Below are 23,793 nucleotides of genomic sequence, written 5' to 3'. Positions count from 1 at the left end.
ACGTTTTGAGGCAACTGACTTTGTCAGATTGCAGCCACATTTGTAAGCGACTAAAGTCGCAACAACTGTGTCAATTGCACCAATTTAGTATGAAAATCTAAAAAAGAACACCTCGAAAGGTGCTCTCTGTAAGTATAGTAATTCTCTCGAATTAACGTTTACTAAATTGTGATGCTTTACGAGCTTTCTTAAGACCTGGCTGGGGCATCACTTATTTCATATAATTTTAAAATGCTTTAAAATCAACGTTTTATCGAGTTTTTAAAAGATGAAATTTCAGCTAATTTCAATCAACTTCATCAAAATAAGGTAAATTTTCATTCAAAATAAGATAAAATCGAACCAGAATATCAAAAGTTTCCCTTATATAAAATTTATACATATTAGAACAACACCATAGAAAAGAGAGCCTCCGCTCTCTTTCTTTTTATCTATTATATTTTCGTTTTCCTGCTAAAGCGAGGAGTCCAACACTTGCTCCAAGCAATGCTAAAAGCCCTGAATCCTTTGTTCCTGTATTTGGAAGTTGTTTCTTAGGTTCTGCTTTTGCATTTGTAGCTTGAGCATTTGTAGCTTGTGCAGGAGCTTGATATGTTTTATCGTCTTTAGTTCCTACTGTCGCAACTACTGCTTTATCCTTAGCCTTCGCATCCACAACATCAACAACTTTACCAGTTGCGTCAGTAACTTCCTTAGGTTGACCACCTGCTTTACGGATTGCATCTTCTTTGTCTTTCAAAGCTTGCAAGCGTTGTTGTTCTGCAAGGTATGCGTCGTGTTCAGCTTTGAGTTGCTTAAAGTTTTCATAACCACGAGCCTTAACTTCAGCAATACCCTCAAGACGAGCCAACTCTTCCTTAGCAGTTTTCAACTCAGCACGAAGTACCCCAAGCTTGGATTTAGTATCAGTAAGCTCTTTGTCCAAAGCCTTAAGAACTTCATCACGCTTAGTAAGGGCAAGTTCAAGCACTGTATAGGTATCAGTAGCCTCTTTAGACGCTTCACGTTTGCGAGCAAGGTCCTCACCAGCTGACTTACGAGCCAAGACTGCTACATCATGAGCCTTAGTAAGAACTTCCAATTCACCTTTGGCAGTTTCAAGAGCCTTGTCTGCTGAGGCTTTTTCAGCTTTGGCAGTTGCAAGAGCCTTTTTAGCCTCTGCAAGAGACTTAGCCTTGTCAATAGCGTTTGTTTTAGCTAGTTCAAGAACTTCTTCAGCAGTTTTTAGGGCTTTTTTGTCTTCAGCCAACTGAGTTTTGGCGTCTTCAAGAGCCTTTTCAAGAGCTGGAACGTCAATCTTGTTCAATTGGATATCGGACAAGTGTTTGCGAGCAAAATAAAGTTCATCGTCAGCTTTACCATACCTAGTCTTAGCAAGATATACCCCATTTTCAGCGTCTTTGAGTTCTGCATAGGCATTGACGTATGCTTTTTGAGCTTTTTCAAGAGCCTTTTCATCTACTTTGGTTGTAGTTGAGGTAGTTTCTTGAGGAACTGATAAGGTGATTGAAGTTTCATACCCTTTGGTTGTGTAGCTTCCTGTACGACCAATACCTACACCAATAGCTGTTTTTCCAGCATTAGTTAAGCCAAGGAGAGCCATTGCACTACTGTAACGTGAATTACCAATAGAGTTTTCAGTAGTTCCCATAAGTGCATCGACGATACCCTGATACATAACCTGCTTGATATGAGCCATAGTTGTGATGTCTTTACCTAAACCAAGGAAATCTGGTACCATAGTGGAACGAATTGCAAGAGATGGAGTACCTACTTCAGTTTCTTTTTTAGCAAGCTCCAATTTTTCTGCTACGCTCTTAGTGTTGTGCTCAGTAAAAGCACCACCCTTACTAGTTGGGAAAGCATTGGCATAGTTATTGAAAGATTCAGCTAACTTAAGTGCACTTTCAGTTACTTTAAGAGGCTCAGTACCAACTTTAGCACGCAAGTCATTGATAATTGAAGCTGCATAGTAAGCCAACTGGATTCGTTGCTCATTAGTTAGATGTTGGTAGTCAACAATCTCAGTTGCGTCTTTATCTTCTGAACCATAAGGAATTTGATTGATTCCGTCTGTAGAATAGCTACCTGTAGAGTTAAAATCACGAAGTGAACTAGCACCTAACCCAGTTTCTTCGTCTGAATACGGAGTTTTAAGAGCTGCCTTACGAACTGCATCTACAGTACCTGTACCATTTGCAAGAGCCTTAATTGCATCGATATAGTCTTGCGAAAGAGCTGGCGCATAACCTACTTTATAAGGAGTTACCCCATCTTTTTGAATTAGTCGGTACTCTTCATCACTAACCGTTTTTGTTCTAGTAGTACCTTGTTTTACAACTTCAAGTTCAGCCTTAGCTTTCTTAACTGCTTCTTCTTTTTGAGATTGGTTAGCCTTAGCAACATTGAGGTTTGTAGTAGCTTGTTTAAACTCTTTTTCTGCAGAAGATATCTTGTCTTGGGTGTCTTTTATAGCCTGTTCTTTGTCTGCAACAGCCTTTTTACCTTCGTCAAGTTTTTTCTGAGCCTCATCTACCTTTCTCTCATCAACCCTAACTTTTACAGTAAGACCATAAGCTTCTCTGTCTAGTGTACGAATATCAGTAGTAGATGAAAGAGAATCTACTTTATTCTGAGCCTCAGCTACCTTGTTAGAAGCATCTGTAGCAGTCTTTTCAGCATTAGATACTACCTTAGTTTGGTCTTCAACCTTTTCAGCAGTTGCAGATACAGACTTATCAGCATCAGCTACAGCCTTTTCAGCAGTCGCAAGCTCACTGGCTTTCTTGTCAGCATCTGCCTTAGCCTCAGCTACCTTTTCAGGTGTAACAGTCTTAGCTTCTTCTACCTTTTTAGTAGTGTCAGCGATAGTCTTTTCAGCATCTGCAATGTTTGCTTCAGTAGATGCAACTACTTCTTTTTGCTTAGCTACATCCTGATTAGCCTTATCCAATTCAGCTTTAGCCTTGTCAACATCCGCTTGACTAGGAACTTTAGGTTTAACCTCGTCCTGAGCAACTACCCTAGTTGCTGGCTCATTAACCGCTACTTCAGTCTCACTAGCCGATACAGTAGTAGATACCCCTAGAGCCGAGATTGCAAGCGTTGAAATAACTGCGCCTGTGCGCAATTTCTTGCCGTAATCTTTTTGTAATTCCATCGTATAAATCTCCTTTTGATAGTTTTATAGTCCTATTTTATTACATATTATAGTGTTTTAAAACTATTTTATATAGCATTTCTCTTTTATAGTAGTTTTTTAAGACTATAAAATTGAGTATGATAGGATTTAAGGGATACTGATATGACAAAAACAAATCTACAATCTTATCTAGGTAAGAGAATCCGATTACTGAGACTTCAAAAAAATTTGACTCAACAGCAACTAGAGGAGCTGGCGGACCTACCATTAAAATACACGTACAAACTAGAAAATCTTGAGCCTAATATAAAAATAAAAACATTACAAAAAATTATGGATGCACTTGATACAGATATAGAGACTTTTTTCGATATATCCGTAACAGAAAGCAATCCTTTAATAAATCAGCTAATATATAAAATTAAGGAACTAACACCTATTAAACAAGAACGAGTTCTCAAGCTAATGATACAGCTTATTGACGAAATAGAAACATAAACCAAGTCACAAAAAAAAATGACTTGGTTTTATTTTATTCTCCTGTAAATAAAAACCGAATGTTCTTCGTATGGTTAAAAATTTCTAAGACCCTCGCGTAAATTCTTTCCCCCCTACCGAAAATGAATAATCAAAACAACCTAAAAAATAGGTATCCCAGCGAAGAGGTCTAACTACCTGAGCAAAATAAGAAGAGTCTGACGAAAATTTAGAACAACATCATACTATAATATATATCCACTGGCGTAAATTTTTGACTACCTATACTATAATATTTATACAATGGCGTATTTTTGAGATAATTCAATTTTTAATATTAAAATGACGTAGCTGAAGGAATCCCCTTGAGATATAGTAAGTGAAATTAAAAGATCGGGGTGATGAAAAATGTACTATTTGAGTTAAATTGATAACATTTGATAACTTGTTATCATCAAAGATTAAAATTACTTGTCAGCATTCTAAAAAGTCTGACCACGCACTTTTTGTCAGAAAGGATAACACGATGGCAAAAACAAATAAATCAACATTAGGAAACTACGATAGCGCAAGAGCATTCTTAGATGCTTTATCAACTTCTGTTGATATCCCAGCAGAAATCAAAGTAGTTGATACCAATAACGGAATCATCAATGAAGGTCAAGAAAATCAACGGCTATGGGCTTCACTAATATGCGTAGATGTCGAACTCTATGAACAGTTCTCTAGCATAAATAAAGAGGCTTACTGTCCAACATTCAAAGTCAAGCTGAAGAACTATCAAAACGAGAATCTAGATGGTTTGATAAACGCTGACATCGTACTTAACAAGTATGACTTGTCATTTGTTCTTGACAAGTTGAAACAGCCAGTCGGCATCGCTCTTGTAGCTGAGCTTGCTGATATTTCATTAAAATAAGTGATAAAAATAGTGAGTTATCATCTGCATTGTTTAGATGATAACTACTCACTATAAAAAGGAGATAAAACATATGCTAATGAAAATACTATCCTATCTTTTTATTGTACTGTTCCTATGGCAAAGTGTGAATGTTCTGTGCATCTCTCTAAAAAGACAGTTTCTCATTTTGTCAGATGAGGTTGTTAAGAAAAATGAAAATCTATGGGAACAATGTCTTTTGTTAACAGGCAAGCAAGTTAAGATTATAACCACATTGATCCGAGATGTCATTCTTTGGTTGTTGAAGAAGAAAGCTGATGAACAATTACAAGCTCGAAAAGCTACTATCTTACAAAACGTAGTCAATCATCTCAATCAAAACTTATCTCAAGATTTACAGTTAAAAACTATAAATCCTGCTACTACTAGCGGTGTAGATGTTTGGGTCTATCTCGCTAATAATCTTGACACAAACTCTCAAAAAGAGCTTGAAGAGTATTTCATGGGTGTGTTGGCTAAATACACAAATGAATTTGCTCTTGACTATATGCACATAGAAATGAATGTTGGTGCTGGTTGGGTTGCTAAATTTGATGTCAAAACAATTGAAGAGGCAACATACAATCGTATGGCAAGAGCTTCAGAGGTTGTTCAAGAAGAGAAATTTGATGAGGACTTAGATTTATGGTAGATACTAGACCATTATTAAAAGTAGGTGGTGGAAAACTAGGTTGGGAGGTTCCTAGTTCTATCATTAATTTCTTGATACTTGGTAATGTAGGTTCGGGAAAATCAGTGATCGCCAAGTTGCTTGTCATTGACGTATTTATTACTGCTCACAGAAAAAAAGAGCATTACCAATGCTTGTCGTTTCTGAAATCAAACAGGAAGACTGGCTAGAATTTGAAGATAGTCCTAACGTATTTCTAGGCTGGCAAGCTCATAAGGCAATTGAGCTTACCTATAATGAAATGATGTACCGGCAAGAAAATAAAACCAGAAAAAGAACACCACTTATCCTACTTATTGAAGAAGTTACAGTACTCATGAGTTCGCTCGAAGGAAAACAGAAAAGTAAAATTCAAAAGATGCTTAAGTCTATCATCCTCAGTGGCCGAAGTCGCTCTATTTTCTGTTGTTTGGTTTCCCAAGATTTACTAGCACAAGACGGTATTGATACAAATCTCAGAAATCAATTTGGAGCTGTTCTAGGTTTAGGAAATATGGCATCTAGATCAGCAATCTCAAGTAGTATTTTTGACATAAAACCTGGACAAAAGCTAGAAGCTCTTCCAAACCGTTATGGTTGGTATCAAGAAATGAACGGCAGTCAACCTATAAAAGTTCAAGTTCGGAATGTTCGTGATTTTACTAAAATGAACAAAGTACTTAAGAAGATGCTCGAGCAGTATCAGCCACCAAATGAAAGTGCCTCAGAGGGTTAGGATTGGCAAGCCGAAGTGCTTGTTCATTTTACCAATCCTAACCCTCTGAGGTGCAAACCTGCGGTAGGCAAGAAACATCTAAGATTTTAACTCTAACTATTCTTTACGCGTGTTAGACTGGGCTTGTCAACGGTCTAACACTAGAATAGTTAAAAGAATAATTAAAGAATAGTTAAAAAAGAAAGGTTAATTATACATGGCAACAAAGAAAAAAGAAGCACTTTTGACTTCTGTAGCAATTACACAATACTTTGATCCTAAATATTGGAAAAATGGTTGGGATGAAGAACTCATTAAATCTGCAAATGTTGAAAAAATTCTTGAGGAAATTGTCAGAAGAGTTGGTGAAATAGCAACTGTTTCCGAGGCATACGCAATAAAACACGACAAGGATACCTCCATCGGTTTTGACAGTGTAACTAGAACAACAACTACCAAGCTAAAAAAGCCACATATTCACGCTTTACTCAAGTTTGAGAAAGGTGCAACACTAACTGATTTTGCTGTACAAATCGGACTAAAACCTGAATATCTAGAAAAAGCGAAGTCTGGAAGGTATGGCTACGATAACTTGTTAGCTTACTTAATTCATGCCAAAGATAAAGATAAGTATCAATACAGCCCTGATGAAGTAATTTCTCTAACAGGCAAAGACTACTTAAAAGTTTATCACGAAAGACATCTAAGCTGGCTTAAAGGAAAAGCCAAAAAAGAGGTAAAACAAACCTACAAAGATATTGACTTACTTATCGATAACATTCTTAACGGAAACATCACCAAAAAGGAAATGCTTCTGAATAAAGACTATCACATGCTTTATGCAGTTCATAAAAGTAAAGTAAACGAGGTTTTTCGAACAATTGGGGAAATTAAAGGAACTATGACACAGCATGAACTGGAAAACAAGAAGTTCAAGAAGACAATTTTCTTTATTTTTGGACTTTCAGGCCTAGGAAAGACAAAATTTGCAAGAACACTGACTAAAAGTCTTATTCAGTTAGCAAAACTGAATGATCAAAACTGGCAATCAGTCTTGACCGCAGGCACTAACATGTTTGATGAAGTAAACGGAGAAGAAATCCTACTACTTGATGATGTTCGAGGAGATAGCTTAACCGCTTCGGACTGGCTGAAACTATTAGACCCCTATAATATTAGTCCTATCTCAGCACGTTATCAAAATAGATTAGGTGCTTCTAAAGTCATTATAATCACAAGTTCTAAACATCCTTTGACTTTCTTCTACCATGCTAAAGGAAACACTAACGAAGATTTATCACAATACATTAGAAGAATCGCTCATCTAGTAACCTTAAGGGGAAATAATGATAACATTACTTTCCATGAATCACAACCTAAACGAACTATAAACAGAGTTGTGAAAATTCCAGGCACTGACCAAACGACATCACTATCATACGATTTCACACCTGATAACGAAGCGGCAAGTAAAGAAGAATTGCTATCCATGTTAGTATCTACAGTTGGACTATATAATAAATGGGAGCACTGGGATTATAACAAAATAAAAACCCCATCCGAAACTTTAGCGAGCGAGGACGAGGTTGCAGATAATCAAGAAAAGTAAGTAGGGTATCTCTTGATACCTCTATTATACCATACATTGGAGGAACAGATGCAAGTAATTCTACCAGATGAACAAGTTCAACAAATTCAGCTCCTACTTGCTGAACTTATCACAAAAGAAATTGAAAAGAAGCTGCACCATAGTAACCTTGAAAGCCCTTTTTTAAACAAACAGCAGGCTTGCCACTATCTAGGCATCTCAAACAATACTCTAGATAGTTGGATCAAGAAAGGACTGCCTGCAATAAAAATAGGTAAGACTATACGATTTAATAAAGAAGCCATTAATTCTTGGCTTTACTCACAAAACTAGAAATATCTATATTTTTGTTTTATAATAGTCATGATATTTTCTGGTTCGATACACAAGGAGGATATCATGCCTATCAGTAAGACAAAGAACGGTACTTTTCGCTTAAAAATCTATATCCCAATAGAAGCACGAATGCCACTTGGAATTGTCAATAGCAATTATTACGATAAGAGATTCAAAACGAGAAAGGAGGCAAGGCAAGCTGAGATAGACTTGCTTACCAAGTTAAATCAAATAGAGGATAATGAGTTTTCAGGACTAGCAAAAGGAGATATTCTTTTCTCAAACTTCTATAACAATATCTGGTGGGACTCTTATAAAGCAGGACAAACTACATCCACTTCTAAGCCACCAAGCAAGTCAACAATTGCTAATACCAAAACATGTTTTGAAAAGCATATACTACCACTTCTTGGCAACTATACGATTCAATTTTTAAACCAAAATAAACAGGTTATTCTAAATTTGATGACGGCAAAAGCTAACGAATATGCAAACTTCAAAACTTTACGAAGTTACGTTATTTCTATTTTTGATTGGGCGGAAGAACTTGAGTATATTGAATCAAATAGAGTTGCAAAAACTTTAAGACGAATTAAGGCTGTAAAAAAAATTCAACTTGCAGAATCAAAACGTGATGAAGATTTATATTTAACTCATGAGCAACTCCAAGAGTGGTTTTCAGCCTTTAAAGAGGATTTAGAGAATGATAAAATATCACTCAAAGATTACGTCCTTTTCTATCTCACTTTTTTCCTCGGAGATAGAAAATCAGAAACATATGCTCTCCAGTGGAAACATATCGACTTTTCAAAATCTCAGATTCAGTTAATTCAGGCTTTAGATAGATACGGACAAGTAAAATCTACCAAAGGAAATAAAAAAACAATCTTTTCTATTTCTAGTGACTTACTTCAACTTCTGACTTCATGGAAAAAACAACAAAAATATGAACTGGCAAAGTTTGGTATCATCAGTAATCCAGAACAATTCATCTTTACTTACATAGATACCAAAGGTAATATCAATAAACCTTTACATTCTGACTATCTCAATAATAAGATGAAAACTATCAGAAAGCGACACCCAGAGCTTACACACGCTACGCCACACAAACTACGTCATACGGGAGCAACGCTCGCTAAACAAGCAGGAATGAGCTTAGAAGCCATTTCTGAAGCTCTAACTCATAGCGACACAGGTACAACACAGATTTATGTCAATACTTCTAATGTAGTCCCTATGGCCGTCGGTGAATTTGCCTTACAGTCTCTAAAATAATAAGGTGAAAATAAGGTAAACTTTGAGGTGAACTTTTTCAAAAAACATAAAAAAAGCACCCATGAGGTAAACTCTTGAGTGCTTTGAAACGTTGATATAATCGTATTGATTAACGTTTTGAGAATTGTGATGCTTTACGAGCTTTCTTAAGACCTGGTTTCTTACGTTCAACTTTACGTGAGTCACGTGTAAGAAGTCCTGCGCGTTTCAATGAATCGCGGAAGTCTGGGTCTACTTGAAGAAGGGCACGAGCGATACCGTGACGGATAGCTCCTGCTTGACCAGCATATCCACCACCAACAACGTTAACGAAAACGTCGTATGAACCTACAGTTGAAGTAACCGCGAATGGTTGGTTGATAACAAGACGAAGGTCAGCGTGTGGGATGTACTCTTCAACATCTTTTTTGTTAACAGTGATTTTACCAGTTCCTGGAACAAGGCGAACGCGTGCAACAGCGTTTTTACGACGTCCAGTACCTGCATATTGTGCTTGTGACATACTTTATTGTTCCTTTCCTTAGATAAGTCCTGAAATATCAAGAACTTCTGGTTGTTGTGCAGCGTGAGTGTGCTCAGCTCCAACGAATACTTTCAATTTCATACCTTGAGCGCGGCCAAGAGTATTGTGTGGAAGCATACCTTTAACTGATTTTTCGATCAAACGTACTGCATTTTTAGAACGTAGTTCACCAGCAGAGATTTGTTTCAATCCACCTGGGTGGTTTGAGTGAGTGTAGTAGATCTTATCAGTTGCTTTTTTACCAGTCAATTTAACTTTTTCAGCATTGATAACGATTACGAAGTCACCTGTATCAGTGTGTGGTGTGAATGTTGGTTTGTTTTTTCCGCGAAGTACGCTAGCAACAACTGCTGAAAGGCGTCCAAGAGGTACATCAGTTGCGTCAACAACGTACCATTTGCGTTCTACTTGGCCTGGTTTAGCCATGAATGTAGTTTTGTTCATGATTTCTCCTATATGAATATCGTTTTTGTTTACAGGGCGGATGTTCCGGTCCGCGGGGTATTTGAAAGGTTCCGGGGCCTTACAAATGGGGTAAACAATACCGTCTACTATCATACCAAATTTTACTACTAAAAGTCAATAGATATGAAAAATATTTTTGCCGATTTCAGTGTTTAACATCTAGAAAAACCTCGCTTTTGCGAGGCTCTCCTATTTATAAGCTAAGGCACGTTTAAAGGTTTTCCAGATTCCCAAATCATCTGTTTGAAGGACTAGACTAGCATACATGCGTCCGATAAAGGCTGTTGCAGTGACTGCAAAAACAACCGTTATAGCAAGGGAAATCCAAGCTTCTAGACCACTCGCATACCCATTTATAGCTCTAAATGGCATAAAGAAGGTCGAGATAAAAGGAATATAGGAACCAATTTTCAGAACTAAATTGTCCCCAGCAGCACCTAGAGAGGTCACACCGACAAATCCTGCTATAATCAAGATCATCAATGGCGACAAGGCCTTTCCTGAATCCTCAGGGCGAGAAACCATAGAGCCTAGGAAGGCTGCTAAAACAACGTACATAAAGAGACTAACCAAGACAAACAATAAGGTATTGAGCGAGAAGGCCTCCCCTAGATGATTTAAAATCCCAGATTGTGCCAAGATAGGGATGTCTTTAAAGAGCAGAATGGCAGCAAGTCCACCCACGACGTAAATGCCAATATGAGTCAAAATCACAAGAAGTAGAGCCAGCATGCGGGCGTAGAAATAATGACTAGCTCGGATACTAGAGAAGACCACCTCCATGATTTTGGTTCCTTTCTCGCTAGCTACTTCCTGAGCAGTGACACTAGCATAGGTAATCAAAATCATATAAAGGAAGAAACCAAGCCCAGCAGCCGCAATGGTTTGAACAATTTTTTTGTTTTCCTTAGATTCATCAATCTTCTCAGTAAAATCAACGGTTTGACTCAGGCGTTTTTCCTGTTCTTGAGACAAATTAGCCGCCGAACGATTGAGTTGGTATTGCAGTTCGTTTAGCTTATTGGTTACTGCTAGTTTGATGCCTGTTTCAAGAGAAGTTTCACCATGATAGACGGCCTTGAGGACACTGTCCTCTTGGTCAATGGTTAGGTAACCCTTGATTTTCTCATCCTTGATAGCAGCCTGGGCACTGGCTTCATCCTTATAATCAAAGTTGATACCATTGGTACCCTTGAGCCCTTCTTCCACAGATGGCACAGTTGTTACTACTGCTATCTTGCTATTCTTGGCCATAGAAGACCCTTGGAGAAAGCCGATTCCTACAGATAAGGCTAAAAAGAGGAACGGCGAAATCACCATAAAGAAGAAACTCCACGACTTGACATGTCGAAGATAGGTTTCCTTCATTACAACCCACATATTTCTCATACTTCCACCCCTGATTCTAGTTTAAAGATTTCATCGATTGTTGGAGCCTGTTGGTCAAAGGTCGCAATATATTGACCTTGAGTGAGGATTGGGAAGAGTTCTCTTCCAGCGCTCTCATCATCTAGGATCAATTTCCAACTGCCTTGCTTGGTCAAGCTCACCTGTTTGACATGAGGAAGATTTTCCAATTCTTCCTTACTTCGTTCACTTGAAACAAAGAGACGTGTTTTCCCATATTGATTACGGACATCCTGAACTGGTCCATGCAAGACCACACGCCCATCACGAATCATCAGAATATCATCGCAAAGTTCCTCAACGTTGGTCATGACATGGTCAGAAAAGATAATGATTGCACCGCGCTCTTTCTCTTTTAAGATGACCTGCTTGAGCAACTCAGTATTGACTGGATCCAAACCACTAAAAGGCTCATCCAAGATAATCAAGTCTGGCTCATGGATTAGGGTGATAATCAGCTGAATTTTCTGCTGATTACCTTTTGAGAGACTCTTGATCTTGTCTGTTAATTTCCCCTTAACTTCTAGTTTTTCCATCCATTGAGGGAGTTTTTCCTTGACTTCCTTAGCATCCATACCTTTTAGAGTCGCCAAGTAGCGAACTTGTTCAAGGACTGTCAACTTGGGCATAAGACTGCGTTCCTCAGGCAGATAACCAATCCGTGCATAGGTTTCCTGACGAATCTCCTGCCCATCCAGACTGATCTCTCCTTGATACTCTAAAAATTTCAACATACTGTGGAAAATCGTTGTTTTCCCAGCACCATTCTTCCCGACCAAGCCCAGAATCCTTCCTGGACTTGCCTGAAAATCGACACCAAACAAGACTTGCTTGGGACCGAAACTTTTCTCTAGATTTCTTACTTCTAACATTTTCCACCTCCGAGATATGTTGCACTTATTATACTCCTTTTTGATAGCCTTTACAACGATTTATGTCCATTTTATCGGATTATAAGTAGCAAAAGTATCCTATCTCTAATAAATTTTAAGTGCTTCAGTGATAGCTTTAGTATAACTCATTAAAGACTTTCTGAGATGGCTTCCTCCTCAACTATCGCTTTTCTCTTCTGAACTGTCCTTTTGAAACTAAAAATCCACCCCGAAGGATGGATTGATGAGTTAACGTACTTCTGCATTCACTTTTTCTTCGAGTGATGCTTGGATTTTTTCCATATAGCGTGCGACTTCTTCGTCTGTCAAGCTATCTTCTGGATTTTGGAAGGTCAAGCTATAGGCCATTGACTTCATGCCAACTCCCAGTTTTTCGCCTGAGAAGACGTCAAAGAGTTTGATATCTGTCAAACGTTTCACGCCGGCAGCTCGGATAGCATCTACAACTTCTTGGTGAGTGACTTCTGCCTTGAGGAGTAGAGCCACGTCACGACTGACTGCTGGGAATTTGGTGATTTCCACAAATGGAGCAGCTGGTTGAAGGGCAGCTTCGATAGCTGAAAGATTGAGCTCCGCTACATACGTTTCTGGAATATCATAAGCCTTGGCAGTGACTGGATGCACTTGGCCAAGGAAACCAAGAACTTGGTCGCCAAGTGAAATCACGGCCGTACGTCCTGGATGTAGACTTGCAATCTCAGCTGTTGCTGTATAAGTCACTTCTAGTCCCAAGCGAGTAAAGAGCGCTTCAAGGATTCCCTTAGCATAGAAGAAATCAACTGGAACCGCTGCCGTTTGGAAATCTTTTTCTGCAACCAAGCCTGTCAAGGCAAAGGCAAAACTGTTGATTTCATTTGGTAAATCTTCTTTTGGATTGCCTGTTTGTTCAAAGACTTTTCCAATCTCGTAAAGAGCCAAGTTTTTGTTCTTACGAGCCACGTTATAGGCTACCGTATCCAAAATACCTGAGATCATATTTTGGCGGAGGACTGAACGGTCCACAGTCATTGGCCACATGAGTTCTGTAAGGTTACTTGGTTGAGCTGTAAACTCAACTGCTTTTTCAGGCGTTGTTAGAGCGTAGGTAATAATTTCTGTCAAACCTGCTCCTTCAGCGATGGTACGAACTTGGCGACGCAATTTTTGTGTCGCAGTCAATTCACCAGCTGTACCGTCATCTTTTGGAAGACTAGTTGGCAAGCGATCATAACCATAGATACGGGCGATTTCTTCAAAGAGGTCTGCTTCGATAGTGATATCCCAACGACGACGGGGTACGCTGACTGTAAAGCTTTCTGCATTGCCAGAAAGGCCAAATCCAAGACGACGGAAGACATCTTCCACATCAGCATATGAAAGCTCCGTACCAAGGACGCGGTTAACGTCTGCAAGGGTTGAAGAAACTTCCACATCAGAAGTATCAAGCTGGCCTGCTGAAACGATGCCCTTACGCACTGTCGCACCTGCAAGATCAGCAATCATGCTAGCCGCCGCATCAAGGGCTTCGTTAACAGTTGCCACATTGATGCCTTTTTCAAAGCGAGAAGATGATTCAGAACGAAGGTTGAGGCGTCCGCTAGTCTTGCGGATGGATTTGCCATTGAAGACAGCTGCTTCAAGGACAACACGACTAGAATTTTCAGAGATTTCTGTTGCTTGACCACCCATAACACCTGCAAGGGCAACTGGTTTGTCAGCAACAGTGATGACTAGGTCAGTTTCTGCAAGTTCACGTTCTTCACCGTCCAAGGTCACTAATTTTTCACCAGCACGCGCTTCACGTACGCGGATATCAGTCCCTTCAAAGGTATCCAAGTCAAAGGCATGCATCGGTTGACCAAAGTAAAGCAGGATGTAGTTGGTTACGTCAACTACGTTATTGATCGGACGAATCCCTTCGTTCATAAGAAGGTTTTGCAACCATTGTGGACTTGGTGCGATGGTCACATTGTCCAAGATACGGGCTGCATAGTAAGGCGCCTTGTCGGTATCGATACTTACAGAAAGTGCATCTGCTGCAGATTCATTTGTTTCTGTTAAGGTAAATTCTTTGAAGTTAACTGCCTTGTCATAGATGGCTGCCACTTCATGAGCTACCCCACGCATAGATAGAGCATCTGCACGATTTGGCGTGATAGAAAGTTCAATGATTTCATCATCCAAGTCTAGGTAAGAGAAAACTTCATCCCCAGGAACAGCATCTTGAGGCAAGATTTGAATACCATCTGCGAATTCCTTCGGTACAACCGAGTCAGAAATACCTAATTCACCAAGGGAACAGATCATTCCAAGTGACTCTAAGCCACGGATTTTCCCTTTTTTGATTTTGTAGTTGTCAGCGATACGAGCTCCCGGAAGTGCCACCATGACCTTGATACCAGCACGCACATTTGGGGCACCACAAACGATTTGACGCGCTTCTTCTTCGCCAACGTTAACCTGACAGACATGCAAGTGAGTTTCTGGCACATCTTCGCAAGACAAGACCTCACCGACGACAATTTTTGAGAGACCGGCAGCCGGTGATTCGACACCTTCGACCTCAATCCCTGTAGTTGACATTTTCTCAGCCAACTCTTGTGATGGCACATCAATGTCCACCAATTCTTTTAACCATTTATAAGATACAAGCATAATTTAGTTCTCCAGAATGACAGTTGCCACTCTAGTTCTTTTCCTTTCCTATCATTTCAATAGAAGAATCCTCTTCTTACCTTAATTTCTTTTTCAGTAACCAATCTGTATCTACTTTTTGACCAACCATAAAACTATGTTGGCTAAATTTCTCAAAACCATATCGGTTATAAAACGCTTGAGCTTTTGTATTATGCTCCCAAACACCTAACCAAGCCCAGGAAAAACTATTTTTGGTAGCAAGTTCAAGAGCGAATTCAAACAGTTGCTTACCTAGTCCAAATCCTTGGAATTTTTGTAGCACATAGAGGCGTTGAATTTCAAAAGCATCCTCTAATTTTCTCTCAGTCTGAGCACTTCCCCAGTTGACTTTGAGAAAACCAGCTATCTCCTCTTCATGCATAATGAAATAGGTTTCGGAATCTGGATTTTCCAACTCAGTTGACAAAACTCTGAGACTATAAGTCTTTTCAAAGTATTCCTGTAACTGCTCTTCCGTATTATCATGAGCAAATGTTTCACGAAAGGTTTGTTTGGCAATTTTGGACAACGCCCCAATATCTGCCTTTTCTACTTTTCTAATCATTATTTAAACTGTTCTGAGAAGCGGACATCGCCTTGGTAGAACCCACGGATATCATTGATTCCGTAGCGGAGCATAGCGACACGCTCTTGTCCAAGACCAAAGGCAAATCCAGAATAAACAGTCGCATCGATTCCACTCATTTCAAGGACACGTGGGTGAACCATACCGGCCCCCATAATCTCAATCCAACCTGTTTTCTTACATACGTTACAGCCTTCTCCACCACACTTGAAGCAGGAAACATCCACCTCAACAGATGGCTCTGTGAATGGGAAATAAGATGGACGCAAACGGATCTGACGTTCTTCACCGAACATCTTTTGGACGATCAACTGAAGCGTTCCTTGAAGGTCTGCCATAGAGATGTTTTTCCCAACAACCAAGCCTTCGATTTGGTGGAACTGGTGACTATGGGTTGCATCGTCCGTATCACGACGGAACACACGTCCTGGTGAGATCATCTTCAAAGGACCTTTTGAAAAATCATGAGCATCCATAGCACGCGCCTGAACTGGTGACGTGTGAGTACGGAGTAAGATTTCTTCTGTGATGTAGAAAGTATCCTGCATATCGCGAGCTGGGTGATCTTTTGGAAGGTTCATACGCTCGAAGTTGTAGTAGTCTTGCTCTACTTCAAAACCATCCACGACTTGGTAACCCATCCCAATGAAAATATCTTCGATTTCTTCACTGGTTTGTGTCAAAACGTGACGGTGACCAGTCGCAACTGGGCGACCTGGAAGTGTTACATCGATGCTCTCACTTGCTAGTTGAGCTTCTACTTTCTTTTCTTCCAAGAGCTTAGCTGTTTCTTCAAAAGCCGCTGTCAAAACATCACGCGCTTCATTAACGTGTTTCCCGATGATTGGACGCATCTCAGCAGAGACATCCTTCATCCCTTTGAGGATTTCCGTAAGGGAACCTTTTTTACCAAGGACAGAGACACGCAAGTCTTGCATCTCTTTTTCATTTTCAGCAGTAATCTGCTTCAAGCTAGCCAGCGTTTCTTCGCGAAGCGCTTTTAATTGTTCTTCAATAGTTGACATAATTCCTCCATCAGTCTCTCGTAGATAAAAAGAAAACCACATGCCAAAAACTCCACTCGGAGCGTTGACACGCGGTACCATCCGTTTTCATCTGACAAGTCAGACCTTCATTTCTAAATCCATGCGCAAGTGAATTCACCCAGCTTTCATATAGAGAGCTTGCAGTCACGGCTCTCCTCCCTGATATACTTCCCTTGAGTTACTAGTCTTGCGGATTCCTATTCAATTACTACTTAGTTTATCAGATTTTTAGTTAAAAAACAAGTTAGATTAGACTAATTTCAATATAAAAAGGAACAAGACACAATGCATTACCTATTTGTAGGATCTGTTTCACCTGCTTTCCTTTTCAATAAAAGAGTTGCTGCTTGATTAAAACCATCACACCAGTTATACCATTTTGCTTCATACTCATCTTGAGATACGATATGATTTTTTAAATCCAGAACAGAGTAAATCTTTCTTTCCTCACAAGCTTGCGCATAGAGATAATACAGTTCATCGCCACCATCTCTATCCCACTCAGCAGAAATCGTATCCCTACCTGCCAATAAAGCCTGATAAGCCCTGTGATGCCCGTCTGTAATCAACAAGCAGTCTCCGAATGCAAGAACACTGATTGGAGCAACATTGATTATTTCTACCGACTGATAAAGCATCTGGATATCTTGTAACTTCTTTTCTGATAAGTATAGTTGAGTCGGATGGAGATCTGTTATATTGACTTTCATTTCTTTTTCCTCAAAGGAATTTGATGCTCACTTCTGCTTGCCTTTAAATCGCCATTGGAAGCGAAGCTTGTCATAGAAAGGAAATTCGATAAACAAGACTCCCAAGCCCACACAGAAACTGGCAAGAACATCTGATGGATAGTGAACTCCCAGATAGACCCGAGATAGCAGCACACTGACTAGGTAGACCCCAAGGACGATTTGCACAATTTTTCTCAAAACCGGATCTTTAATCCGTTGACTGAGAATGACAATCAAAGTCCCTACCATCAGCGTCACTGCCAGAGAATGCCCGCTTGGGAAGGAAAATCCCTTCTCCTCTACCAAGTGTAAGATAGCTGGTCGTGGGCGCTGGTAAATATTTTTAAAGGTCACAATCAAAAGACCGGCTAAGGCTAGATTGCCCGCCATGAAGTAGCTTTCTATCTTCCACTGCTTACGATAAAAGATAAAGGCTGCGATGGCAACCCAGGTAATGATTACTGGGATATCAATCAAATGCGTAAGGGCACGGAACAGAACCGTTAAATAATCTGGCAAGTCCCCACGAAGGGCAGTCTGAAGCGGTTGATCAAAACCGACCAGCGTTTCAGGATAGAACTTAACCATATAGCCAAGAAGGACGAAAAGTAAAAGGGCAAAACTGCCCTTCATTAAAAATGTTTGTTTATCTCTCATAATGTTTTAAGGTTGGTTTCAAGAGGACGTATAACAACCAGAATGAAACGGCAAAGATTAAACCTTCAATCAGGTTAAAAGGTAAAACCATGGTCATCAAGTAGTTAGAAAGTCCTATAATTTCTCTAATATCAAAGTTGGCAAACTGCGCGTATAAAGGAACCGCATAGACATAGTTGAGAACCAACATGGCAGCAGTCAATCCAATAGTTCCCGCCAGAGATGCCAGTAGGAAACGAAGGGTGCTGCGTTCCTTTTTCCAAATCAAACCAAAGACGATAACAAAAACTCCCAAGGCTACGATATTCATTGGCAAGCCAATGTAGGTATTCACTCCTTGGCTATTCAGAAGCAACTTCAAGAGTGAGCGAAGCAAGAGAATGCCTAAAGCAGCTGGCAAATCCATCACCACCAAACCCAAAAGGACTGGCAAGATACTAAACTCGATCTTGAGGAAGGTTGCCGCTGGCAAGAGCGGAAAGTCAAAGTACATCAGCACAAATGAAATGGCTGATAAAATCGCAATGGTCGAAAGTCGACGTGTGTTTGTCATAACAGGTTCCTCCAATTTTCTATAAAATCAGAAGAAGTTGGAAAGGATTCCTCTATCTATTCTCACTTTTTATATCCCAAAAGTTCCCTCTCACTCTGTTGAGCAAGCGGTTGCAATTCATCTATAAACTCATCAGAACAGACAAAGCCATTCTTTCGTCTTCTCCCATCCAGACTATACTGTCGGTTGTGGAATCGCACCACATCAGCTTGCGCTCGCGGACTTCTTTAACTAAGATTTTTTTGGATTAATCTAGGCGTCGCAGTCGAAGATAATACTTAAGTATATCGAGACAAGACAACGAAGAGTAAGCCAAAATAGCTAGTTAAAGTCACCGCCGGTCGGGAATCTCACCCAGCCCTGAAGACCCCTTTATCATAACAAAAAACGCTTGCAAGTGCAAGCATTTTGTTTATTTCAATTTATCCGCTTCATAGGTGTGAACGAGCTCTAAACCAGCAAAATTTTGTTGACGAAGAGCCTCATAGACAATCATGCAGACCGTATTAGACACATTGAGGCTACGGACATGTTCATCATTCATAGGAATACGGAGAGCCTTCTCTGGATGTTCACGCATAAAGTCCTCTGGCAAACCCTTATCCTCACGTCCGAAGAGAAAATACTGATCTTCACCGCTTGCCAAATTTGCCTCAGAATAGACCTTTTCTGCAAATTTCGAAATCAGGTAGACTTGCCCTTTCATCTGAGACATGAAATCTTCCAAACTGTCATAAAAATAAATCTCTAACTTATCCCAGTAGTCCAAACCAGCCCGCTTCATCTTGCGGTCATCAATCGGAAATCCCATCGGTTTAATGATATGGAGGGGAGAATTGGTCGCAGCGCAAGTACGCGCAATGTTACCTGTATTTTGTGGAATCTGAGGTTCAAATAATACAATGTGATTTGTCATTACGGGTTTCCTTTTATCATTGCAAAAAAATAGCCACACTGCCCGGAGTCAAGCTCAGCAAACAGCGTGGTTAAGGCATCGTTAACTTACCTCACAACAGGTTTGAAGTAAATCAGCGAAACTACTTTCTTAGTATAACACTTTCAGAATCATTGTCAATAGAAATGACTTGATTTTTTTACTTTTTTTGATGATATTTTCATGTTTGGTCATTCCCTTTCTGAAAAGGTATAGTAAAAGAGCCAAATCACTTCAAATCGGAGACATCGTTATAGAAATTAAGCAAATGTATCTTCAAAACGTGAAAAAGGCCTTTCTTCCCTTAAAAATCGCCTTAGCAAGTGCATTTTTTGCTAAAAAAGGGTATGATAGTTACATCATGAAAAAGTAGGTTTTTTATATGAAAATTGTCCTCGTTGGTGGAGGGAAAGTTGGTTTCGCCCTCTGTCGTTCACTGGTTGCAGAAAACCATGACGTTGTCCTCATCGAACAAGATGAGGCTGTCCTCAATCACATTGTCAGTCGCTATGATATCATAGGTCTCCTTGGAAATGGTGCTGACTTTGCCATCTTGGAGCAAGCCGGTGTTCAAGAGTGCGATATCTTTATCGCCCTAACCGAACACGATGAAGTGAATATGATTTCAGCGGTACTTGCTAAAAAAATGGGGGCTAAAGAAACCATCGTTCGGGTGCGAAATCCTGAATACTCTAATGCCTATTTTAAAGAGAAAAATATTCTTGGATTTTCACTTATCGTTAATCCAGAACTCCTAGCAGCGCGTGCGATCTCAAATATCATTGATTTCCCTAATGCCCTCTCTGTCGAACGATTTGCTGGAGGTCGGGTCAGTCTCATGGAGTTTGTTGTCAAGGATTCTAGCGGTCTTTGTCAAATGCCAATCTCAGACTTCCGTAAAAAATTTGGGAATATTATTGTCTGTGCTATGGAGAGAGATCATCAACTGATGATCCCAAGTGGTGATGTTACTATCCAAGACAAGGATAGGATTTTTGTTACGGGAAATCGTGTAGATATGATGCTTTTCCATAACTATTTTAAATCTCGTGCAGTGAAAAGCTTGCTTATCGTTGGAGCTGGAAAGATCGCTTATTATCTTCTCGGCATTTTAAAAGACAGTCGCATTGATACCAAGGTCATCGAGATCAATCCTGAAAGAGCTCGTTTCTTCAGTGAAAAGTTTCCCAATCTCTATATTGTCCAAGGAGATGGAACTGCAAAAGACATTTTGCTGGAAGAAAGTGCTCCCCACTATGATGCAGTCGCAACCTTGACTGGGGTTGATGAGGAAAATATCATCACCTCTATGTTTCTTGACCGTGTTGGCGTCCATAAAAATATCACCAAGGTCAACCGAACAAGCCTTCTAGAGATTATCCACGCGCCTGATTTTTCAAGTATCATCACACCAAAAAGCATCGCAGTGGATACCATTATGCACTTTATCCGTGGTCGAGTAAACGCTCAGTACTCAGACCTTCAAGCCATGCACCATCTAGCAAACGGTCAAATTGAAACTCTCCAATTCCAAATCAAGGAAGCTAATAAAATGACTGCCAAACCTCTATCACAGTTGAAATTGAAAAAAGAGGTTCTCATCGCAGCCATTATCCGAAAAGGAAAAACAATCTTCCCTACTGGAGAAGATATGCTTGAGGTGGGAGACAAGTTGCTCGTGACGACCTTATTGCCAAACATCACCAAAATTTATGATTTGATTGAGAGGTAAAAAATGAATAAAAGTATGATTCGTTACCTCCTCTCAAAACTTCTCTTGATTGAGGCTGTTCTTCTCCTAGTCCCTGTTAGTGTAGCGATCTATTACCAAGAATCCAGTCAAGTATTTATCGCTCTCTTTTCTACGATTGGAATTTTAGTCCTTCTCGGTGGTCTAGGCGTTTTACGGAAACCGAAAAATCAACGGATTTATGCCAAGGAAGGAGTCTTAATTGTTGCCCTCTGTTGGATTTTATGGTCTTTCTTTGGTGGTCTCCCCTTTGTCTTTTCAGGACAAATCCCCAGCATCATCGATGCCTTCTTTGAAATCAGTTCTGGATTTACGACGACTGGTGCTACTATCCTAACAGATGTTTCCGTTCTCACTCGTTCCCTCCTCTTCTGGAGAAGTTTCACCCACTTGATCGGAGGGATGGGGGTACTCGTCTTTGCACTTGCCATTATGGACAATGCCAAGAATAGTCACTTGGAGGTGATGAAGGCTGAGGTCCCTGGACCTGTCTTTGGCAAGGTCGTATCCAAACTAAAAAACACTGCCCAGATTCTCTATCTGCTTTATCTGGCTCTCTTCTCCCTTTTTGTGGTTATCTACTATCTAGCAGGCATGCCTCTCTATGATAGTTTTGTCATCGCTATGGGAACAGCAGGAACTGGGGGCTTTACCGTCTATAACGACGGAATTGCCCACTATGGTAGCTCACTCATCACCTATCTAGTTAGTATCGGAGTTCTGGTTTTTGGGGTTAACTTCAATCTCTACTACTACCTCATGCTCCGTCGGGTTAAGGCTTTCTTTGGAGATGAAGAACTACGAGCATATATCATCATTGTTCTAGTTTCTACCGGCTTGATTACGCTTAATACACTCCACCTCTATCAAGGTGTCTCTAAGAGTGTTGAAATGGCCTTCTTCCAGGTTTCCAATATCATCACGACAACAGGTTTTGGTTACGGAGATATTACCAACTGGCCCCTCTTCTCCCAATTTATCCTCCTCTTCCTCATGGGAATCGGTGGATCAGCTGGCTCAACTGCAGGTGGTCTCAAAATTATCCGTGGACTTATCCTTACAAAAATTGCTAAAAATCAGATTCTGTCCATCTTATCTCCTCACCGTGTCTTGACTCTCCATGTCAATAAAACAGTGATTGATAAGGATACCCAACACAAGATTCTCAAGTATTTTGTGATCTATGCTATGATTTTATTGTCGCTCATCTTTATCGTCAGTCTTGATAGCAATGATTTTCTAGTCGTGACCAGTGCTGTCTTCAGCTGTTTTAACAATATCGGACCTATTCTAGGTACAACCTCGAGTTTTTCCATCTTTAGTCCCATCTCTAAAATCCTCCTCTCCTTTGCAATGATTGCAGGTCGCTTAGAGATTTACCCAATTTTGCTACTCTTTATGAAACGCACTTGGTCTAAACGCTAGTGATAATACAATTCCCCTTTTACAAGCTAGTAGAAGGGGAATTTTTCTATTAAAAATGAGAAGACCTTTTGGTCCTCTCCGAATCTAATTATTTTTTAAGAGCTTCCTTGTAACGAGCAAGTTCTGCTTGATTGGCCCAAACATAGTGACCTGGACGAATTTCCACCATAGATGGCTTGTCAGTCTCATAGTCATGTTGATCAGGATCGTAAACTTTCAAGACTTTCTTGCGTTCCAAGATTGGATCTGGAATCGGTACCGCAGATAGAAGCGCCTGAGTATATGGGTGGACAGGATTGTTAAACAACTCCTCTGTCTCCGCCACTTCGACGATAACTCCCTTATAGATAACTGCGATACGATCTGAGATAAAGCGAACAACTGACAAGTCATGCGCGATAAAGAGATAAGTCAAGCCCAACTCTTTTTGGAACTTCTTGAGCAAGTTCAAGACTTGCGCACGCACTGATACGTCCAAGGCTGAAATTGGCTCATCCGCAATAACGAAATCAGGTTCCATCACAAGGGCACGGGCAATCCCGATACGCTGGCGTTGACCACCAGAAAACTCGTGTGGATAACGGGTCAAGTGTTCTTTCAAAAGTCCAACTTCATGAATCATCTTTTGAACTTTTTCTTTTCTATCTTCTTCGTCTTTGAACAAGTGGTAGTTGTAAAGACCTTCAGAGATGATATAGTCAACTGTTGCACGCTCATTCAAGCTCGCTGCAGGGTCCTGGAAAATCATCTGGATGCGACGGATCAAGTCTGATGATTCCTTATGAGATTTTTTCCCATTAATCTTATGACCATCAAAGATGATCTCACCTTTACTAGTATTATTTAGACCAATAATGGCACGACCAATCGTTGTTTTCCCGCTACCAGACTCACCAACAAGAGAGAAGGTTTCTCCCTTGTTGATAAAGAAGTTGGCGTTTTTAACCGCAACAAACTTCTTACTTCCTTCACCGAAGGAAATTTCTAAATCTTTAATTTCTACTAATTTTTCAGACATTTCC

General features: G+C 40.0%; 22 protein-coding genes and 1 riboswitch. Of the genes, 9 read left to right on the top strand and 13 right to left on the bottom strand.

Going from position 1 to position 23,793, the window contains the following annotated elements; all coding sequences use genetic code 11:
• Positions 1–427 precede the first annotated feature (427 nt).
• Complete coding sequence (locus HMPREF0849_RS08165; RefSeq protein WP_000422855.1) at positions 428–3,160, bottom strand: SEC10/PgrA surface exclusion domain-containing protein; 2,733 nt, start codon at positions 3,158–3,160, stop codon at positions 428–430.
• Between the two features lie 144 nt (positions 3,161–3,304).
• Between HMPREF0849_RS08165 and HMPREF0849_RS08160 the strand changes: the two genes are divergently transcribed.
• The 7 genes from HMPREF0849_RS08160 to HMPREF0849_RS10595 all read left to right on the top strand — a co-directional run bounded on the left by HMPREF0849_RS08160 (position 3,305) and on the right by HMPREF0849_RS10595 (position 9,146).
• On the top strand, positions 3,305–3,640 hold the full coding sequence (locus HMPREF0849_RS08160) for a helix-turn-helix domain-containing protein (protein ID WP_000169360.1): 336 nt from the start codon (positions 3,305–3,307) through the stop codon (positions 3,638–3,640).
• A gap of 505 nt (positions 3,641–4,145) precedes the next feature.
• Positions 4,146–4,538, top strand: a complete 393-nt coding sequence (locus HMPREF0849_RS08155; protein WP_001140708.1) for a hypothetical protein — start codon at positions 4,146–4,148, stop codon at positions 4,536–4,538.
• Positions 4,539–4,611: 73 nt separating this feature from the next.
• Positions 4,612–5,211, top strand: a complete 600-nt coding sequence (locus tag HMPREF0849_RS08150) for a hypothetical protein (protein ID WP_000928766.1) — start codon at positions 4,612–4,614, stop codon at positions 5,209–5,211.
• Positions 5,212–5,380: 169 nt separating this feature from the next.
• Entirely contained in the window at positions 5,381–5,965 is a 585-nt protein-coding gene (locus tag HMPREF0849_RS08145; protein WP_000962052.1) for a hypothetical protein, read from the top strand.
• Positions 5,966–6,161: 196 nt separating this feature from the next.
• Entirely contained in the window at positions 6,162–7,553 is a 1,392-nt protein-coding gene (locus HMPREF0849_RS08140; protein WP_000201649.1) for a Rep family protein, read from the top strand.
• 48 nt (positions 7,554–7,601) lie between these two features.
• Positions 7,602–7,865, top strand: a complete 264-nt coding sequence (locus tag HMPREF0849_RS08135) for a helix-turn-helix domain-containing protein (protein ID WP_001196074.1) — start codon at positions 7,602–7,604, stop codon at positions 7,863–7,865.
• A 66-nt stretch (positions 7,866–7,931) separates the two neighbouring features.
• Positions 7,932–9,146: a site-specific integrase gene (locus HMPREF0849_RS10595; protein WP_001122845.1), complete on the top strand. Its 1,215-nt coding sequence runs from the start codon at positions 7,932–7,934 to the stop codon at positions 9,144–9,146.
• 109 nt (positions 9,147–9,255) lie between these two features.
• On the opposite strand, the gene rpsI is transcribed toward HMPREF0849_RS10595, so the two are convergent.
• The 11 genes from rpsI to HMPREF0849_RS08075 form a co-directional block, all read right to left on the bottom strand.
• Positions 9,256–9,648: a 30S ribosomal protein S9 gene (gene rpsI, locus HMPREF0849_RS08125; RefSeq protein ID WP_000075969.1), complete on the bottom strand. Its 393-nt coding sequence runs from the start codon at positions 9,646–9,648 to the stop codon at positions 9,256–9,258.
• Between the two features lie 18 nt (positions 9,649–9,666).
• Positions 9,667–10,113: a 50S ribosomal protein L13 gene (gene rplM / locus HMPREF0849_RS08120; RefSeq protein WP_001044624.1), complete on the bottom strand. Its 447-nt coding sequence runs from the start codon at positions 10,111–10,113 to the stop codon at positions 9,667–9,669.
• A gap of 210 nt (positions 10,114–10,323) precedes the next feature.
• Entirely contained in the window at positions 10,324–11,523 is a 1,200-nt protein-coding gene (locus HMPREF0849_RS08115) for an ABC transporter permease (protein WP_001245392.1), read from the bottom strand.
• Positions 11,520–12,413, bottom strand: a complete 894-nt coding sequence (locus HMPREF0849_RS08110; RefSeq protein ID WP_000895262.1) for an ABC transporter ATP-binding protein — start codon at positions 12,411–12,413, stop codon at positions 11,520–11,522. The genes HMPREF0849_RS08115 and HMPREF0849_RS08110 overlap by 4 nt, the downstream gene beginning before the upstream one ends.
• Positions 12,414–12,662: 249 nt before the next feature.
• On the bottom strand, positions 12,663–15,068 hold the full coding sequence (gene pheT / locus HMPREF0849_RS08105) for a phenylalanine--tRNA ligase subunit beta (RefSeq protein WP_000961534.1): 2,406 nt from the start codon (positions 15,066–15,068) through the stop codon (positions 12,663–12,665).
• A gap of 76 nt (positions 15,069–15,144) precedes the next feature.
• Positions 15,145–15,654, bottom strand: coding sequence for a GNAT family N-acetyltransferase (locus tag HMPREF0849_RS08100; RefSeq protein WP_000619930.1), 510 nt, complete (start codon positions 15,652–15,654; stop codon positions 15,145–15,147).
• On the bottom strand, positions 15,654–16,700 hold the full coding sequence (pheS, locus tag HMPREF0849_RS08095) for a phenylalanine--tRNA ligase subunit alpha (protein ID WP_008289063.1): 1,047 nt from the start codon (positions 16,698–16,700) through the stop codon (positions 15,654–15,656). The genes HMPREF0849_RS08100 and pheS overlap by 1 nt, the downstream gene beginning before the upstream one ends.
• Before the next feature lie 311 nt (positions 16,701–17,011).
• Positions 17,012–17,431 (bottom strand): hypothetical protein, encoded by a 420-nt coding sequence (locus HMPREF0849_RS08090; RefSeq protein WP_000867350.1) that lies wholly within the window; start codon positions 17,429–17,431, stop codon positions 17,012–17,014.
• A 27-nt stretch (positions 17,432–17,458) separates the two neighbouring features.
• Positions 17,459–18,109, bottom strand: a complete 651-nt coding sequence (locus HMPREF0849_RS08085; protein WP_009013718.1) for a phosphatase PAP2 family protein — start codon at positions 18,107–18,109, stop codon at positions 17,459–17,461.
• Positions 18,099–18,662: an ECF transporter S component gene (locus tag HMPREF0849_RS08080; RefSeq protein ID WP_000185840.1), complete on the bottom strand. Its 564-nt coding sequence runs from the start codon at positions 18,660–18,662 to the stop codon at positions 18,099–18,101. Before HMPREF0849_RS08080 ends, HMPREF0849_RS08085 begins: the two co-directional genes overlap by 11 nt.
• 153 nt (positions 18,663–18,815) lie before the next feature.
• Positions 18,816–19,034, bottom strand: a riboswitch (FMN riboswitch).
• A 40-nt stretch (positions 19,035–19,074) separates the two neighbouring features.
• Positions 19,075–19,578 carry a tRNA (cytidine(34)-2'-O)-methyltransferase gene (locus HMPREF0849_RS08075; RefSeq protein WP_000181370.1) on the bottom strand — a complete coding sequence of 168 codons (504 nt, stop codon included), beginning with the start codon at positions 19,576–19,578 and terminating at the stop codon, positions 19,075–19,077.
• A 400-nt stretch (positions 19,579–19,978) separates the two neighbouring features.
• Here HMPREF0849_RS08075 and trkA point away from each other — a divergent pair, with 400 nt between their 5' ends.
• Positions 19,979–21,328, top strand: coding sequence for a Trk system potassium transporter TrkA (gene trkA / locus HMPREF0849_RS08065; protein WP_000706813.1), 1,350 nt, complete (start codon positions 19,979–19,981; stop codon positions 21,326–21,328).
• Positions 21,329–21,331: 3 nt separating this feature from the next.
• On the top strand, positions 21,332–22,771 hold the full coding sequence (locus HMPREF0849_RS08060; protein ID WP_001043429.1) for a TrkH family potassium uptake protein: 1,440 nt from the start codon (positions 21,332–21,334) through the stop codon (positions 22,769–22,771).
• A gap of 88 nt (positions 22,772–22,859) precedes the next feature.
• Here HMPREF0849_RS08060 and HMPREF0849_RS08055 read toward each other — a convergent pair whose 3' ends face one another.
• A complete protein-coding gene (locus HMPREF0849_RS08055; RefSeq protein WP_001291306.1) occupies positions 22,860–23,789 on the bottom strand; it encodes an ATP-binding cassette domain-containing protein in 930 nt (309 codons plus the stop codon).
• Between the last annotated feature and the right edge of the window lie 4 nt (positions 23,790–23,793).

The sequence above is a fragment of the Streptococcus sp. C300 genome (assembly GCF_000187645.1).
Taxonomy (GTDB): Bacteria; Bacillota; Bacilli; order Lactobacillales; family Streptococcaceae; genus Streptococcus; species Streptococcus oralis_CQ.
Note: the sequence above shows the minus strand (reverse complement) of the source record. Positions and strands in the feature narration are given on the sequence as shown.